The 15,761-nt window shown below is 43.3% G+C and carries 10 protein-coding genes; 3 read left to right on the top strand and 7 right to left on the bottom strand.

Annotation, left to right across the window (positions count from 1 at the left end; translation table 11 throughout):
• Window positions 1–43: 43 nt before the first annotated feature.
• From JMY05_RS02290 to JMY05_RS02320, 7 genes are all read right to left on the bottom strand, one after another.
• Entirely contained in the window at window positions 44–607 is a 564-nt protein-coding gene (locus JMY05_RS02290) for a hypothetical protein (protein WP_201614076.1), read from the bottom strand.
• A gap of 50 nt (window positions 608–657) precedes the next feature.
• Window positions 658–1,290 (bottom strand): hypothetical protein, encoded by a 633-nt coding sequence (locus tag JMY05_RS02295; protein ID WP_045445247.1) that lies wholly within the window; start codon window positions 1,288–1,290, stop codon window positions 658–660.
• Between the two features lie 19 nt (window positions 1,291–1,309).
• Window positions 1,310–4,126 carry a DUF2345 domain-containing protein gene (locus tag JMY05_RS02300; protein WP_201614077.1) on the bottom strand — a complete coding sequence of 939 codons (2,817 nt, stop codon included), beginning with the start codon at window positions 4,124–4,126 and terminating at the stop codon, window positions 1,310–1,312.
• A gap of 172 nt (window positions 4,127–4,298) precedes the next feature.
• On the bottom strand, window positions 4,299–5,135 hold the full coding sequence (locus JMY05_RS02305) for an OmpA family protein (protein WP_201614078.1): 837 nt from the start codon (window positions 5,133–5,135) through the stop codon (window positions 4,299–4,301).
• A 110-nt stretch (window positions 5,136–5,245) separates the two neighbouring features.
• The gene (tagF, locus tag JMY05_RS02310; RefSeq protein WP_045445258.1) at window positions 5,246–6,226 is read right to left on the bottom strand and encodes a type VI secretion system-associated protein TagF; all 981 of its coding nucleotides are present in this window, start codon (window positions 6,224–6,226) and stop codon (window positions 5,246–5,248) included.
• Window positions 6,223–10,269, bottom strand: coding sequence for a type VI secretion system membrane subunit TssM (gene tssM, locus JMY05_RS02315; RefSeq protein ID WP_201614079.1), 4,047 nt, complete (start codon window positions 10,267–10,269; stop codon window positions 6,223–6,225). Before tssM ends, tagF begins: the two co-directional genes overlap by 4 nt.
• A 66-nt stretch (window positions 10,270–10,335) precedes the next feature.
• On the bottom strand, window positions 10,336–12,132 hold the full coding sequence (locus tag JMY05_RS02320) for a hypothetical protein (protein ID WP_045445261.1): 1,797 nt from the start codon (window positions 12,130–12,132) through the stop codon (window positions 10,336–10,338).
• A gap of 416 nt (window positions 12,133–12,548) precedes the next feature.
• Between JMY05_RS02320 and JMY05_RS02325 the strand changes: the two genes are divergently transcribed.
• From JMY05_RS02325 to tssK, 3 genes are read left to right on the top strand one after another with little or no spacing between them, the layout of a single operon-like run.
• Window positions 12,549–13,598, top strand: a complete 1,050-nt coding sequence (locus JMY05_RS02325) for a M15 family metallopeptidase (protein WP_227678080.1) — start codon at window positions 12,549–12,551, stop codon at window positions 13,596–13,598.
• A 31-nt stretch (window positions 13,599–13,629) separates the two neighbouring features.
• On the top strand, window positions 13,630–14,316 hold the full coding sequence (locus JMY05_RS02330) for a hypothetical protein (RefSeq protein WP_045445264.1): 687 nt from the start codon (window positions 13,630–13,632) through the stop codon (window positions 14,314–14,316).
• 9 nt (window positions 14,317–14,325) lie between these two features.
• On the top strand, window positions 14,326–15,672 hold the full coding sequence (tssK, locus tag JMY05_RS02335; RefSeq protein ID WP_201614080.1) for a type VI secretion system baseplate subunit TssK: 1,347 nt from the start codon (window positions 14,326–14,328) through the stop codon (window positions 15,670–15,672).
• Window positions 15,673–15,761 lie beyond the last annotated feature (89 nt).

Consider the following 15,761-nt stretch of genomic DNA (forward strand, 5'->3'; position numbering starts at 1 on the left):
GGTGTCTAAAATTAGTTGACCACTACAAAATCACCATAACCAACTATTTAGATAACTCATTCACATTGTGTTCGTAGTATACAGTCGTAGCTGGGCTGTTGTAGTTGATGAGAATAGTGTTCTTGATTAATCTCCAATTGAAGACAGTGGCAACTTTAAAAACCTTGAGTTGTGTTGAGTTTGTATTCCTTATAATATCAGTAGCTAAAAGTGCGCTTTCCTCTGAGTTGTAGGTAACTTGATAAGCACCAAGATAACCCTCTCTTAAATCTTTGATACTAATAACTGTTCCATCTATTGCGCAGGCATCTTTTAAAAAATCAGATCCAAACTCTGAAGTTAGGTTTTTCTCTATCCTTGATTTAGGTGTATTGCTTTTAGTAAAAGTTATATTAGCTTTGCTAGTTAATAAATTTGATTCTTTAATACCCAGTTTGACAAATTCTTCATACATTGATAGTAAAGGTTCACCAGTACAATTGTTTTCAATACTAGATTCAATAAAAGTAGTTTCGCTTTTTGCGATATTAGGCACGTCTTCAATAGCACTGCTTTCTATTGAACACCCTAAAGGTACAAAAAATAGGAACAGAATAAACTTTTTCATATGAAACCTCTTGATTTTGTAATGCACCATTATTTTTATGACCAAGCATACTAAGGAAGAACTAATGTCCTTCCTCTGATTATGGGACGTACTGCTTTCAGGTATATTATTTTTGCATCAACATCTTTATTTGATGTGACACCACCTAATTCGCGTAGGGCTTTATTAAAGCGAGAAAACCCATCATGCCCAAAGACTTCCAAACAACCCGCAGTACCTATCATGCTATCAGCTCTATTTGGATCACTTGTATTAGGCCCATCATGAATCAGGAAGTTTCCATAGACTATCCATGCACCATTTTCTGCTGAGTCTGTACTGTGAAGCATATATTCTGGATACCATGTTAAAGAATGTGTTTGTTGATCCGCTAGTCCAGCAACTGAGTAACCCTCACTTCTTACATATCTTGGACCGAACCTTATTACTTGAAACGCTCTAGTATGTTTACCATTAGATATCCTTAGAGTATAAAGCGGAGTTTTATAGTGGTTTTCAAAACTTCCATGTGGATAGTCCCAAGTATAAGCATGGTTACCATTAGGAGTTCCATCTAGAGTCAGTGTCAACTTTCTTTTAACACGTGAAATCCTAGCATTTGCAGTTACAGAGTTTCGAGTAGCATTAGTATTTGTGGCATTAGGACCATAGAGAACAGCAAATGGATCATATTCTTCAGACATAATTACTTCCTTATTAAAACTATATTTTCAAATGAACTTTGATTTCTTGTTCAATAGGTGTATTCATAACCTCGGTATAACCATCAGTATCAGTAGTACCTTCAAACACTTCCCCCGTTATTTCAGCCTGCGCAATATAATCAACGAAACTATAGGGAATATCATCATCGTCAGCAAACCTAAACTGAGCAGTATAGTTATCTAATTTCAAATGAACCTTAATCTCATCAGAGTTAGAGCTAAAGAAAGTTTCCGTATTTCCCTCAGTATCTGTAACACCCTCAAACGTCTCTTTTGTATTTTCATTAATAGCAATATATGATGTGTTGGCATAGGGAATATCATTATCATCAGCGAACCTAAATTGTGCTTTAAACATCGCACCAGCTATCAAACTCGGCAACCCTGCCAATCCCAACCCATCTACACCACCCCCAGCCTTACTATGCTTCCCTGCTTTTTCCGTAAACGATTTTGCATTGATGGTAATATCAGTACCATCAAGCGTGATACTTGCACCACCAGCGGTCAGTGTAATTTTATTCGTTGCCACTATCTCAACCTCTTTAGTCGAGGAGGCAATATTCACATCTTGCTTAGCCGTGGCTTCAAGCTTACCTGTGTGCGCTGAGAGGGTGATATTCTCTTTCGCATTGGTCATACTAAACTGACCATCGGCTACTATATTGAGTGACTCGCTACTGACTTGGCTATGACTCTCCCCACTACTGATCATCATATCTTGCTGCGTAGTACTAATCATCTCACCCATGCTTCTATGAATCAGCGTATCGTCACTGACGTAGCTACTGTCTGCTGCGCTATCGATTAGTGTGTAGGGCATCGTTTGATGGGTTTTGGTTTGCTGTTCCTCTGCGATAGTTTCAAGTTGCGTCTTAATCGCTTTGTGGTCATTGACATGACGTCCAAGCCCTGTTGCCAGTTGCGTTAACCGCTCAGTTAAGTGCTGACCTCCAAGACCAGTTTGGGTCATAGTCGGGGTGTGATGCTGATAGTTATGCTGTCCAAATTGTGCGTGGGTTTGTGCTTGAGTGGAAAGGACGAGGGCTTCACCTGACTTTATGTTGATTTGAGCGTTAGTAGCCGCATTGATGCCTTGACGTTTGGCGGTGTCTGACGGATTGATAACCCCCATTTTTAGACTGGCGGATATCCCACCACTGTCTACTTTTAGCTGCGAGTAAGCTTGTTCTGTACGATGATCAGTAATCCATTCTGATAAACCATTATCCGTGTTGCGATAACCGCTTTCGACTGCTTGTTCGTTATCCGTGGCAAATAGGCTAGGTCGAGTCGATGACAATAAACTACCAGTATTAATCAGATGTTCGCTATCACCGATAGACTGCATCAGGGTTTGGTCGTCCGCTCTATGGGTGAAGTGGGTGCCGTAGTTAGCGCCAGCTTGTGCCTCCAATCGGTTGATAGGCTGAGATGGACTATCCAGTAAATAGCTGCGCGTGGGCGTCATATGATTGCGGCTATCGATATCGCTTTGCGCTTCGGTGATACCTGTCATCGGCGGTAGAGATCGCCTACTATAAAGCGATCCGACCCATGGGGTATCAGCGGTAATAAGGCGCAGCTGAGTTAAATGAATGCCAGCTTCTAAAGAGGAGGCATGACGCTGTTGGTGGCGTGAGCTTTGGGTCAGCCCTGTGACATGCGCTAGACTATTGCGAGCCAGATGCACGATATGGGTAGCACGGTAGTGCTGATTGAGCGTACTGTGATCGACAAGCATAAAGGTATCAGCAACACTCAAATCCGTAGCATGGGCTAGAGCATGATAGATGTTATATCGATTTTGATGACTGTTTGCCACGATGGTTGCTGCGTCTATGGTTTCAGTATCGGTTACTGGCGCAAAAGCAGCAGGCGTGTCTAATGTGAGTGTGTGGTTATTCGAATGGCTTACGTCATCAGGGTTACGGCTCATCGCAACGTCAGCGGACTGCGTTGGGTGTGCAACACTGCTGCTATTAAAACGCTGCATCGTTACTGAGTTTGGCTGGGTGATGACCTGCTCACTTAATGCCAATACTGGTGCATGGACACGGTCATGTAACACTTGCTGGTAACGCAGCGCGCCAATATTTAAGCTAATTCCATCGCCATCACTTGGACTATGCGATGTAATAACGAGCTTTGGTGGACTATGCTCGTCCGTTTGCTTATGGCGCAGATAGGCGGTCAGCCCTTGACGCGCGAGCCGCTCGCAAATATGTGTCCAGTCGCTTATTTGCCACTGGGTCATGCGTGCTGGTGACCAGTTAGCATCTTCACCATTGTTGCTGTCATCGATTATTTCTATATCCAGCGTAGCCGTGCGCTCTGCTACCATAGCTTGTACGGTCAAATGAGTATCAATATGACTGCGTATATGCTGATGCAGGCGATAAGTGATGGGCTGGGCGAGCAGACGATAGTAACCGTAGCTGCCCTCATGATCTAGTTGATGCACAGCCGTTATATACAGATGACGAAAGCTTAGGCCACTTGGAATATCAAAGCTCAAGGTCAGAGGGCTACCGATGAGAGGAGTTAATGGTGTAAAGGGTGGGTGACGGCGCTCATGGATATAGACATGCAGCACATAAGTGTCGATACCGTGCTGCTGGTATTGGTAATTACCATTGGGGTTGAGTTGAGCAATGATATCGGCTTCATCAGCGCTATGCATGAGCTTATCTTGCCACGCACGATGAGCATTGATGTCTTGGCGAGCGCTCGGATAGGGCGCTTGAGTGCTGCCTTCACTGGCATAGAGCCGGTCAGGGTGCATAGGCAGCACGGTATTGGTCAAGCGTAGCATAGTTATGTCCCTATTTTTTTAGCGGTGGCTCTCTTTTAGCATTGGTGTTTTTTGTAGCATCGATATCTCTAGTAGCAATGACAGCATATTTTTCAGCATTATCAAACCAGCTATCAGCACTTAACCGTCATTGCTTAGTTGCCGTTATCGTCATACGTTCTACATAGCGATGTTATTCATTAAGGGTAAATTCGATACGGCGATTGCGAGTGCGACCTTCTTCGTTGTCGTTACTAGCGATAGGGTCTGAGTCCCCTTTACCAGTAGTACTGAGGCGAGACGCATTGATATTTCGACCGATCAAGTATTGTTTGACGGCTTCTGCACGCTTATTTGATAGGGCAAGATTGGCAGTAGAATTGCCGACATTGTCGGTATGACCGGTGATAAGAACAGGCTTATTACCTACCCGCTGTAACACCCCTGCCATATCGTCTAAGATACCAAGGCCCATCGGCGTTAGATTGGTGCTACCAGACTCGAACTCGACGATACGGTTGCCTAAAGTCTCGTCTATGAGGCGTTGTTCACCTTCTACCACGACCAGCTGATTTTCTAATTGATAGAGATCAGTTAGGCGCGAGTGAATACGATTTTGGATGGCTTGCTTTTGTTCAAGGCTGCTTACCTTGCCATGTAAGCTAATGGTCGTACCATGAATGTCAATACGCCCTTGACGAATGTTAGAGATGTCGCTATCAATGATAGTCGTGGCTATCTGTTGCCAGTTGGTCGGTATACTGATGTTCGAACGTACTTCGATTTCATCTCTGACAGGTTTATCAGGATACTGTGCTTTTAGCTTGTCAAGCAATTGCTGTTTGTCTGAACTGGTAGCGACCACACCTTTGATGACCACTGGCACATTTTGTGAGTTATTTGTCACATGAGCGTCGTTATGTTCTGCAAATACAACGGCGCTCATAGGAAGGGTGATAGCGGCGGCTAATAGCAGGTTTTTCGTGTGATTTGTTAGCTTGGGTTTTGTCATTCTGGAGAGGACTTTCATTCAAGTACCTTTTTAATCTGTCTATTATTGAGCAGTGACTAATTGCAGGGGTATGATGCATGGCGGTTACTATCAGCTGTTACGAATCGGCAGTTATCGTGAGCTATTATTTATTGTGCTAAAAAAGTTTTTTTAAACAATTGCCTAGTATCATACAGATATAAATTGTCTTGTAACAATACTTTATTAAACCGTGTCAATCCAATGTCTTCATCGATATAGCCTTGAGTCCAGTCGCTATGAGCGATGACCACCCAATCTTCAGGATAGGTGTGTTCACTTTCTGATATTTGCTTGAGTATACGTCCATCGGGTTTAGTAAAACTCATGAGCAGGCGATAGCAATTAGCGACACGATATAAGTAGGTATTCAAGTAGAGCTGGTGTGGCTGATAAAAACCATTGATGAGATCGTGCCAAAAAGTGGCCATGTGTATCGAGTTTTCTCTATCAGAGGTAAGTGACCAGCAGATCGCTTTATTTAAGCCATGGAAACCCTTAGTAAAGGTCGGTAAAAATAACAGGCCAGTGGCAATGATTTGCTGTATCAGTTGCGCTTTATCGATGTTCATTAAGATCGCTATATTATGCAAGGTAGTGGTATTGATAAAATCATAGTAGTAAGTACTGGCATTGTTATCGATGCTGAGTTGGCTATGGTTGAGGTGCTCCATAAGATCGCTATTGTCAGTTTTGGATTTGGCCATACTCAAAACTTCATAAGTGTCATTCCAAAGCGCTGATGACTTGACGGGCAGATAGTTCATCCAGTTTTTCGGTTTATCGAGATGAAGCACGCCAAAACCTATCAATGGGTAATTTCTATAGCTACTATCGTGACTAGGGATCAAAACACCGGTGATAATCTCATTAGCTCTAGTATCGATATGACTGAAATTTAAAAAGGCAAAGTTATGATTATTGACATTGTCTATCGGAATTCCGCTAAATACACTTTCCGACACGGCTAGCGCTTCGCTGACCCATTCATCAATGGAATTGGTCTCAGAGATATGAGCGCGCGCCCGTACAAAGTCCCCGCGAGCAGGCAATTTTCCAAAATATACTAAAGGCAAGGAGTCTGGAGTCATGGCGTTTGCTCCTGCTGTTCAGTCACGGCTGAACGATCATCAGTAGCCGTCGTGGTATCAGTAGGCGGCTGTACTGGTGGACTGTTTTCACTATTGGTATTAGGGACTACAGTAGATACGCGGGCAGGCGGCGTGACATTGCTTGTATTTTGCTCGCCAGTCGGTACTGGCTGATTGGTGCCAGAACCCGCATTAGGAGTATCGCCATCAACAGCATTATCATCAGAAATTGGCCTTGCTGTACGTGTGACACCAAGGGCAATAATCTCCTCTGGTAGTTTCATGCCGGTAAAGGGATTGGTAGAGCGACCTTGACCGGTAGTGGTACTACTACCACTGCCGCTGATGATTCTAAAGCGTACAGAGATAGTGATGCCGTCACCAGACCATGCCATCTCAAAGATATCATTGCCCAGTTCAGTACGGCGTGCACTGTTAATCAGCTTTTCTACCCCAAAGCTACCTGCTTCTTCAAAGACAGTAAAGTCTCTGCCATCATAGTCTTTGGCTCGAATACTGGCACCAGGTTGGCTACTTGGGTTCGGCCATACAAACGTTGTCCACGCTTGGGTCCCCATGCGATAACGCAACTGCTGACCATCGACCACAATGGTATATTCAGTCAAACCGCTGACGGGTAATGGCATGATTTGAAAAGTGGTTTGATTGGCAGCGCTACCAGTATTATTGGCACCAGCAGCACCTGGGCTATTACTACCCGTATAATTGGTAAAGTAACGCCCAAAATCAGCGACAAACTGCGGGTTAAGACCCAGACCTGCACCATTCCAGATTTTACTGGAGATTTGATCGCCGCGGCGAATGATAAAGGGCGATAACGTTTCGTTGACGAATCGCGCCACATAGCCATCTTCGCCGAAGAATTGACCGATCTCTGCAGGCGTCGCTTCTAAGTTTGCATTAGCGGTAAAGGGATACTTACTGCCTAAATTATCGAGGAAAGGCTTATAGACCTGCGCTTTCCAAACTTTATTAATCTCAGCCTTAGTGGGCGTCAGCAGCATGTTAAATGAACGAGTCAGTGGCTCACTCAACAACGGACGAACCAGTTGTTTTATTTCAGAGTTGGCTTGACTCAGGATCTGCTCATCTAATATCTGTAGAGATTTGGTTAACTCTGAGCCTTCGGGGCTGAGGGTTTGTGAGGCAAACAACAAAGCATCAGGGCCGATGTCGTCACTACGAGCGATATTGTTAAAACGGGTTCTGATATAGCCTAAGCTGACTAAATAGCTGTCTAATAATGACAGATCCTGATTTTCTTCTCTTGGCGTTACTAGCGCATGTATAGAGGAGAATTCTTGCGCAATCACACCTGAGCTTACTTGTGCTACAGGCGCGGCGTTATTAGAGCTACCACCATTATTCATCGCTGCTTCTGCTTGCCGCAGCTCAGCAGGGCTTTGACGCAGGATGGTTTGCTTAAACCAATTGACAAATGAGCGACGAGATTCGCCACCATTGCCAGCTGCTTGATTAGCCGCTTTATTGTCCCATTGAGTTTGGCGATCTACTGTCTCAAACAGGGTTTTTAACGGTGACTCTGCGGCATTGGACAGCTGATTTAATAAGACCGCATGATCATCGAAGCCTGTGCTATCCCGAACATACACTTGAGATAAAAAACGTTTCCATTCACTGATATATTCTTGCTTATAGCGATTGACCAGATATTGTCGTATCTGTTCAGGACTGCCCGTCAAGGTAAGGTCATCTTGGCTGCTGGTGGCCAACACCCAATCATCGGCGACCACTCTTGTGGTGGCAGCTTTATCAATCTCATCACTGACGAAAGCATCCCATGCCTCTTTAGTAAAAGTGCCTGAAATGACATAACTACCAAGCAGTGCTTCATTAGCATTGTTTTGCGTAATCTGCGCAACCGTGACTGATGGGAAGCGGGCAGATGCACGCATTTTAATCTCAGAGTAAACCCGCTCACGAGCAGGTTGACCTTTGCTAACCTTGGATAAATTGCTACGGGTTTTGTCTATCAGCCCTAAGTCATTTTGGATCAATGGAAAGGCGGGATCGTCGACATGAGCCAAGGTAAAACTCAAGATACGCTCAGCTTGGCGAATCATCTTGTCACGCGGCATGTCAGCGCGATTGGCTTCGAGCCAGTTGCGCCAAAAACGGGTCATCTGATCACTCAAATGACTGGCCTCTAAATTGTCATGATTGCCAAGCATGAGATAAGCTTTGAGCGCGTTATAAGCATCTTCAACGTCTGTGGGGTCCGACTGGATATAAGCATCATTAACGGCAGCATCAGAGGTGTCATCAGTGCTTGAGTCTTCTGTACGGACTTCTAATTGATCGGCATTGGTATTTACTTCGGTCAAAAACGTTTCGATATTTTGTTTGGTTGGCGCTAAGACGATAATGCTGATGCCGTTATAATATTCTGCTAGCAATTTCTGCTTAAGCTTATCGCCTTGATAGAGGCCAAATCTCAAAGACAGCGGCTTGTCGTCTTCATAGCCTTCAAGCTGCTCGATTCGACTTTGTAGAATATTGAGCGACTCAAGCTGCGATTGTAAATCACCGTTAGAATTTTTTTGTAGCGCTGCGACTTGCTGTAAGTCAGCCACGACACGCTCAGTGAGCTGTTTATTATTGGCATAAGACCATGTCCACAGACCGACAGCCGCACACAAAGTCACGACAGCAGCTAGCGTCGCAAGCGCACGATGACTGCGCTTGTGTCGGTTTTTATGCTGCTTGACCAAATGCTTGTCTTTTAAAATGACCTTAGAAAATAGATCTTGTAAAAAATAAGGCTTGTCTGCGGCTTCTTGCTGCGCATTGAGCGGTATCGCAGGTGGGCGCAAATCGTAATTTTGTACCATTTGCAACGTCATTTGGCTGCTAACTTGCCCGTCCTGCAAGGCGCTGGTAAAGTAAAAGCCACGCAATATGGGCTTAAATTGGAAAGGGTTGTCCTCAAACAACGCATGCATCAGCGTCCGTATCATAGGACGTAATGACTGAAATTCCATTGGGAAAGTCATTAGACTGGGAGATACCGTGCGCTGATGACGTAAGGATAGCTTAGTGGTGCTCAAGTCTTTTAGACCATTGACCAAGACACCAAAATGCTCTTCGAATACGTCCGTGATATTGATATTTTCTGGGTCTTCAGGATAGGGAATGGTCGCGCCCCATACTTGGCTGCGCTCTTCTTGCTCATAGTCATTAAAGAAGTCACGGAAGCCTGAAATCAAATCCATTTTAGTAAAGACCACATAGACAGGCGCATAAACTTCTAACTGTTCCGTTAAGTCTTGCACACGGCTGCGCAGATTCTTGGCCAAATCCAACGCATAGTTTGGATCGTTTTTGGTGAGTTCGGCGATACTGACCGCGATGATGATGCCATTGATCGGTGCTTTAGGTCGATTCTTTTTGAGTAGGCTTAAAAATGACAACCATTCTGAGCGATCTTCTTCATAAACGGAGTAACGTCCTGCGGTGTCGAGCAAAATACCTTCAGTCGAAAAAAACCAATCGCAGTTACGTGTACCGCCGACGCCTTTAACGGATAGCTTGTTACCTTGCTCCATAAAGGGGAATTTTAAGCCAGAGTGTAGCACTGCAGAGCTTTTGCCTGCCGCGGGATTACCAATGACCATATACCATGGCAGCTCATATAACGCCGCTTTGCCTGTTTGATCGCCTATCTTTGATTTGCGAATGGTTTTAATGGCATCTTGCATTTGCTGACGTAGCGCTTGCACTTCTTGAGCGTTTTCATCTTTGGCCACATGAGGGCTATCGTCACCTTGGCTCTCGTTGCCATTATCCTCCACTAAGTTTGCCAGCTCATCTGAGGCAAGCTTACGTTTTTTCCACAGGTAATAGCCAAGCGCCCCCAGCACCGTACATGTGATTAGGACGCCAATGATTATGACAAAGGTTTTAATAGTCACATAATCATAAAGTAAGACTAGGGCGACTATGAGCCCCAGCGCCAATAATACTCTTGGGTTATAGATAAGATGAAAAAACCTTGAAAACATGCGTGCTACCTAGTGTGAACTTAAGATAATAAAACGAGTATTTACCACGACAAAGCACCATTAAAACTACGACTCAGATGTTTGAGAAGAGTCTAGCAACCAAAGCATATTGCAGTGCTTATGTTGAGTAATTAAAAACGATATGTCTGACTCTTGTTGGTCTTCTTTGGCTAAGTCAATGAATAACGATAAGCTGATGAATGGCTTCAACCAATTATTCAATGGCATATAATGCCCTAAATGATGCTCGTTTACCAGAGCGCCTTGTGCTATAAATGCTTCAAGAAAGCTCATATACGTTGATAAGTCATAGGGCTGCTTTAATGGATTAATGTCAGACATAGCGGTAATAGCCACGTCTGTTATAGCAACATTAGTCTTGTATTTTTCTTTGCTATTGATGTCAGACGATTTTTTTGCGGGATTTACTGTCTGTTTATCAGTGGTTTTTAGCGTGGTCGTATCGGTCGGCGACAGTGAAAGCATATTGTTTATTAATAGGTTTTTGATAGTCGTTAAATGATTCAAATAGCGACGTTTATCACTCAAAAGCTCAGTGCGATGAGCTGTACCTATCTCCGTTAATAAAATACGGGTACTGGCGTCAATATTGAGTAGCTCTTGAGCCGCTTGATTCGAGAATAGCAACAGCGCACCCGCCTCAGTTGGAATGACATTGGTCATTTGCTCAGCATACAAATGAGTGTCTAACCATTCTTCACTTATCTGTGAATCTGCAATGAGAATTAAGCAAAGATCCGGCGCAGTTGATTTAGATAAAGGCAGCAGATGTCTATTGATGAATTCTGCAGGTGTGGCAATTAGGGTATTGTTAGCGCTATTATCTGCTACGGTGTTTGAGACATCAGTGCTGTCAGTTATGATGGTCGTAATAGCAAGCCGTGTATCAAGAATACTGTAAGTTGCTAACTGTTCTTTTATGGTCGCGATCAAAAATGCTGAATCGGCGCTGGCAGGTAAGCATAAATAGATAGGAAGATTGGTTAAATGACCAGCAGAGGCTGCTGTCATTTTGTCATCACTGTTCTCTTTACGGCTGTTATTTTCACTACTTACTTCGTTGGCACTCACCAAATAATGTTGCTGCCATTCGGGATGAATATGAATGGCTGCGTTGGACTGAGTCGTATCTTGTTGGTGATGTTGATAAAAGTGTTCGGCAAGGCTAGACAGCATCTCCTCGCTCAAGACTAGCTGCTCATAAATTAATGCCTGTAAACGTAAGGTAGTATCATTTAACGCAGCTTTACGTTCAGTAAATCTCTCATCATCGATATGGCTGTCTAAACTAAGGTCTAAATCATTGTCTAAATTACTGTTCGAATCTAAATAACGGTCTGAATAGCTGTCGTCAAACTCTGAATCTGCTGAATAGGCATCAGACAGACTAGGATATGGTAGGGCGGCGGCATCAGGGAGTCTTGCAATCGGTTTGACCAACATTGGCATACCATCAATATCTGTCAAATCCTCGCTCAATACGATTAGGTCTGCATCATTGTCCACCACCTCAGACCAACAGTCTCCTTCTGGTAGGCAGACACGGCTATAGATGAATAACTGATAAGTATTGGGCGGCTTAATAGTGTCTGTTTTATCTGTTGTTCCATCAAGTATCTTTGGTGAATCGGTTGTTTGCTTATCCAGTTTTTTTTGCCACCATGAGAGCGCCATGATAGAGCCAAGAAACAATATAGGGATGGTAACAAACCATAGTAATAAGCCAGATGAGGTCAGCTGTCGCGCATTGTCTTTAAAGTACATCCAGACCAAAATGAGATACAACACCAAAAGCATGACTAAAACAGATCGGCCGTATGACAGTATTTTTTTTGCGCCCACTTATTTAAACTCCCTATTTGTTGGGTTTTATTATGATTATTACCATGTAGACAAGCTTTTCGATCCAAATTTTATGATATCTACAAGCTTGTTTTTACTATATTAGTTAACTTTATTTGTCTTTTTTGTGATTCGGTTGTAATGATAGGAATCACTTTGAAAATGTTGTTAAACTATAAATTCGATAACCAGTGAGGGTTTTAGGAATTATTAAGTAAATTTTTATAATGAAATGGTATTTTTAAGCTGTCTATAAATAAGCTAATGGATAGGAATAAATAAAAATTAGTGTAATTAAGTTAGCTTTGTTTTAAAAGGAGATGATTTGTCTATATAATACTGACGAAATCATAATTATCAACGCCTGTTTATTATTATTTTGTTTTTATCGTCTCAACTGTCGCTGACTCTTGCCTATGATTTACTTGACTGTATCGGCCTTTACATTGCTCTCTATCCTCATGATGGTCATGCTTTTTGATCGGCAGCTATGTGGACGACTATTAGATAAGGTAATGGTGTTTTTTCATCGATTGCTTAGCCTAAAATTCAAGCGTCCATCGATAAAGACACCAAAAAAGGCATTTCATTATCGTATCAAGCAGTTTATTCGTTTTATTTCAGATATAGATGTTTCTCGTATTCCAGTGATATCGGCATTGTCTTTTTTGATTGTCATGGCAACGGTTGGATTGTGTTATGCCCTGATTACCAATCATTCTCTGGAGGTTTATCATGCCAACGATACCGTGGCTAGCACGACAAATCTGCAAATCAGTCAACTACTCATAGGAGAGCGTCTGCGTCCGCCGTCGCCTCCGCCAGAGGAGCTGTTTGCTGAACTAGAAGCCGAGGTTGCAAGCTACCAAGCTGACAAGACAGAGGAAGGGTATTGGCCAAATAATCAGACAAATATACCTCAGATTGATAGACCGCTCATGCTCCCTGAGCCTGATTTGTCTGACTTAAACACGCAAGATCATAGCACTGGCTATTCAGGTGATATGTTGGCTACACATCTAAACAATGGTCATATCAATATCAAAAATGCTGACCGTAATTGGCAAAAAATGAACTCAGATTTTGTTCAACGGCTGTTGACTGTGTATAAAGTAATGAGTGACCAATATGGCTATGACATGGTGTTGTTAGAAGGCTATCGTAGCCCTGCAAGGCAAGCAAGACTATTGAAAAAAGGCACTCATGTAACGAAGGCAGGATCATACAAGAGCTATCATCAGTTTGGTTTGGCGGGCGATAGCGCCTTTATCAGAAATGGTAAAATTGTCATAAGCGAAAAGGATCCTTGGGCAATGCGGGGCTATAAATTATATGGTAAAGTAGCCAAATCTGCCGGACTTGTGTGGGGTGGTGATTGGCGTATGATGGATCTTGGGCATGTCGAGCTGCGCAAAAAAGGCGTGCTCGGTCGCCCAGAAATGGCTGAGATTTTGACCAGTCAATAATGATAATAAAAAGCTAAGGTAAACTGAAAGTATGAATAAATGTATGACATTGCCAGTATCATTAATCGCCGCCACTTGCTTGCTAAGTGGTGCGATCGCCGGATGCAGCACTGATAAATTGAGCAAGTCAAATGACAAGGTATCGGCATTGGCAGGAGAGCCTCCTACTATAGATGCCATGAGCCATATCGTTGATAATGGCAAAAATAGTGCTGATTTGCAAAGTTTAAAAGCACAGTTAGAGCTGCAGCAACAGCAGCTGGCGACCATGAGTGCTGAGCAGCAAGCATTGCAAGAAAAATTAAAGCGTCAGCAGATTACCCTAAATATCAAACCCACTGCCACTGCCAATGCAGCGCGTACCAAAGTAGGCACGGCAAGTACTGCCTATATCGCATTTTTGGAGGAGGAGAATCAGTTTACGGATATTGAAGCGCTGGCTGCCAAAGAGATCAGTATTATCCCAAATCGTGAGAGCAGTCTGACCGTGAACATTCCACAAGACGCGCGCTTTATCGCTATTAAAGTGGGGCTGAGATATACCAAAAAGCGCTCACAGTTTCTTATCCCACTTGCCAGTCTCAATTTTGATACGCCACTGGCGATCAATATTGGTGGATGCGATGTCAGCATTACTGAGGGTGTTGACCCAGCGCTGGCACCTACATTTACCACCAAACTTAAATATTATCAGCAGCCACTAGTCAGCTGTTCTTAGGAGATTGTCTTGAGTAAACACAGGGTATTATGGGGAGAAGGGTTGTTTTTGCGACCCCAACATTTTCAGATTCAAGACACTTATCATGACTCGCAACGAGCTTTGAGTATGATGCTGGTGCATCCTTATGCTTATGGCGTATCTGATGTTCAGATTGATAAGCAACTTTTGGAAAGCAATTTACTAAGCTTTCAAAGTATTTATGCGGTATTGCCAGATGGCACGATATATCATGCGCCTCGTACCGACACCTTACCGAAAGCCATTACCTTAGATACCCAAGACAATGGCGATGAAGTTTTCGTGTTTTTGAGTTTAGAGATTGTCCATAGTGGCGGCAGCAATATACAGACGGATCATAGTGACAACCCAACACGCTATGTAAGGGGCGCTATTGAGGCACAAGATCTATATAGCCAAGCGGCTGAAGCAGTCATTGATGTGATTAAGCTGTCGCCAAGTTTACAATTAAGCCATTCTGCGCAAGCGCCTAGCCAAGATACCGTGTCCTTATTGGTAGCCAAGCTCGTGCGTACCACTCAAGGCGTCTATCAAGTCGATGATGATTATATCGTCCCAAGTGTGCATATTACGAGTAACCCTGCGCTTATTGGTCACGTATATCGTTTGATGACGATGATTAATACCAAGTCTACGTCACTGTATGACCATCATCGTCAGTCTAACAATGATTTACTGGAGTTTCGCTCCTCAGATATTGCCTCTTTTTGGCTATTGCATACGCTAAATACCGCATACTCTCAGCTCAGTCATTTATATAATAATGCCAAACTACATCCAGAACGCCTTTACGAAGCATTATTAAATGTCGCCAGCCAATTGGCTACTTTTAGCTCATTATATAAGGTGGGCGACTTACCTTCTTATCATCACGATAATGCCAATGACTCATTTGTTAGTATCATTTTAATCATTCGTGAGCTACTCAATACCGTCATTGCCAGTAACTTTATCTCGATTCCATTACGTCAGAATAAGCCATCTTATTATACAGGCGAGCTAAGTAGTGACAAGATCACACGTGGCTCACAGCTGTATTTGTCTGTTAGCTCATCATTGCCGATGCACGAGCTCATCGACATCGTACCACGCCGATTTAAAATTGCGACGCCTGACTCAGTAGAGAAACGTGTGTTGTCAGCGCTGCCAGGCTCTTCTATTTCACATGTCAGCCAAGTACCCAGTGCGATACCAGTTAGACCAGGCTTTAGCTATTTCACCATCGAACCAGTAGGCGAGCTATATGACGAAATGCTCAAATCTGAATCTATCTGTATTTATGTGCCCAATGGCTTTGATGATTTAAAAATAGAGCTGATGGCTATCGTACAGTAGTTCTTTTTGTCTCTAGAGGTGCTGAGGTTGCAAGATGAGTATGCACTATATGGCGCGCCCTCATTTTGAGGACACGCCCTCAATAGTAT

The sequence above is a fragment of the Psychrobacter sp. JCM 18902 genome, from assembly GCF_904846615.1.
Lineage (GTDB): Bacteria > Pseudomonadota > Gammaproteobacteria > Pseudomonadales > Moraxellaceae > Psychrobacter.